Annotated in this window: 1 protein-coding gene; it reads right to left on the bottom strand. The window is 69.2% G+C overall.

Going from position 1 to position 2,596, the window contains the following annotated elements:
* On the bottom strand, positions 1 to 2,596 hold a 2,596-nt coding region (locus Q8M82_RS15940), incomplete at both ends, for an alpha-2-macroglobulin family protein (RefSeq protein ID WP_305692309.1).

Below are 2,596 nucleotides of genomic sequence, written 5' to 3'. Positions count from 1 at the left end.
CGGTGGGCGAGCACGACGAGATAGGCGCCTGCGCCCCATTCGGCTTTGACCGGGACGCTCGCGGTGGTGCCGCCGGCAGCGATGTCGATGGTGCGGAGCTCAGTGACGCGGTCCGTGATGACCGCGAGCGTGGCCTTGCCGGCGAAGCGGGGGCTGAGGCGGACATTCAGGCTTTCACCGTCGGCATAGGCCGCCTTGTCGATCGCGACATCCAGCACGTCGGGCGTGTCGGCGGTCTTGTCGGCCTCGTAGCCAACGCTGAAGGAGACCGAGGTTTCGGTCGAGTCCGGTCCGTCGGCGGCGACGTCGAGCCGGTAATTGCCCCATTCGACGGGCGCGGCGATGCGGGCGGGCGCGGCCTCCGTGACCGCGACTTCGCCATCGGCGACGCGGCGGGTCGACTTCACGCCCTCATAGTTCCAGCGGCCGTCCTGGAAGAACCACTGATAGTTGCGGGTGACTTTGGACAGGGTCCATTTCACGCCGGCCCTGGCGAGGCGGCGGCCGTCGCCATTGGCCATGATGACGTCGAAACTCGCGGTCTGGCCGTTGCCGAGCTCGCCGTCCTTGAACGCCTTGCGGACGCCGATCGCTGCGCCCTTGGGCACGATCGGCAGGGTCACCGAGCGGGCGATGGCGCGCCCGCCGGGCTCGCCGACGCGGATGGTGAACTCGGCCTCCAGCGGGCGGTTGGTCTCCGGCTGCGCGACCGGGTTGGTCACCGTGACCTTGCCGGCGGCGTCCGTCGTGGTCGCCTCCTCGAATTCCGACTGGACGGCCTCGAAGGCCTCGTCGGTGAGGCCGACCTGATAGCCGGCGAAACCGGGGATGGCCGACTGGCCGGCGGCCCGGATCGTCATCGAACCGGTCACGTCGAGGCCTGAGCCCGGGGCGCCGTAGAGATAGCGCGCGCTGACGTCGATCTCGGCCGGCTGGCCGGCCTGCAGGACCGGCGCCTTCGGGGACAGGGTGAGTTCGAGCCGCTCTGGAACGTAATCCTCGACGAGGAAGGAGACCTCGCCGATCGCGGGGCCCTTGGGATCGGCATAGGCCTGGACGCGCCAGGTGCCGGTCGCGGCGCCCGAGAGCAGCGGGATCGAATGGGCGCGTCCGCCGGCGCCCTGATCCTCGACCTGGCGGCGGCGGTATTCGACGCCATCGGGCCGCTTGACGACCAATGTCAGAGGCAGACCGGTGACGGCGGCGCCGCGGGCGTCGCGCAGCAGGGTGGAGAGATAGACCGTCTCGCCGGAGCGGTAGACGCCGCGCTCGGTGTAGAGATAGGCGTCGAGGCCTGCAGGTGCGACGCGGCCCTTGACGCCGCGATCCGCCAGATCGAAGGCCGTCTGCTTCAGGTCGAGGAAGCCGTAATCCTCGGCGAGCGAGGCGGTGACGAGGCCCGGCGCATTGCCGCCCTGGCCCCTGGCGAGGCCGGCATCGAAGCGGGCATAGCCGTTGGCGTCGGAGCGGAGCGTCGCCAGCACTTCGTTGTTCTTCGCCAGCAGCCGCAGATCGGCATTGGCGACGGGCGCGGCGTCGGAGAGCGAGCGCACCAGCACATGCACGCCGTCGGGGCCGGAGAAGGAAGTCAGGCCGAGATCGGAGACGACGAACCACTGCGTCGCGCGGGTCGTGCCGTCGTCATAGTCGCCATCGCCGTCGGAGGGAGCAGGTGCGCGGCCGCCGCTGGGCTTCGCGAACATCACATAGACGCCGGGCTTCAGCGCGCCGACGGCCTCCACCACTGGGAAGGCGGTGACGACGTCCTTGTTGAGCTCGGACTTGACCTCCATCGACCCGGTCCAGACGCGCTGGCCCTTGTCGCTCTCGATCTGCTTCGACTGATAGGCGCCGAGCTGGCCGAGAAAATCCTCGGAATGGACCGAGTTGATCAAGTTGCGGTCGCCGATGCGCATGACTTCGAGGTCGAGCCTGTCGGCATTGACGGAGACGACCGGCACGCCCTGCTGGCCCGTGCGCGGCAGCACGTAGTTCTTGCCGGTGAAGCGCACCGAGGGCGTGCGGTCGCGGACATAGACCTCGTAATCGGCGGATTTCAGCAGCTTCTCGTCGGGGATTGCCGAAGGCACGCCCTGGCGGATGACGAAGCCGTAGCGCTCGCCATGGCGCAGACCGTCGACGCAGATCTGGCGCTCCTCGCCCGTGACGGCGAAATCGCCCGATCCTTGCTGGTTTCTGCCGCCGGAGATCGCGACATAGGGTGCGAAATCGACGCGGCCGCGGGCCAGGGGCTCGGAGAATTCGAAGCAGGCGCGCGGGCTCGCGGCATCGGCATCGACCTTGTTGCCGGTCAGGCGGAAGCCACGCTGCTCGCGCAGACCCTCATAGGCTGTACGCAGCGAGGCGTTGTCGACGAGATCGAGGCTGAGACGGTAGGTCGTCAGCGCCGGGCGCCAGAGTTCGTGGCGCTCGAAGATGCGGGCGAGCAGACCCAGGGACGCGGCCTCGTCATTGCGGCCGGCGGAGCGCTGATAAGCGAGATAGGCGGCGCTGATGGCGCGCTCCCGCAGCTCCCAGCGCTCGCGATAGTCGCGCGGCTCGATGGCGTTGGCGGCGCGCGCCATCAGGCGCCAGC

Source organism: Allobosea sp. (genome assembly GCF_030694325.1).
Taxonomy (GTDB): domain Bacteria; phylum Pseudomonadota; class Alphaproteobacteria; order Rhizobiales; family Beijerinckiaceae; genus Allobosea.
This window is presented reverse-complemented; position numbering and strand designations above follow the sequence as displayed.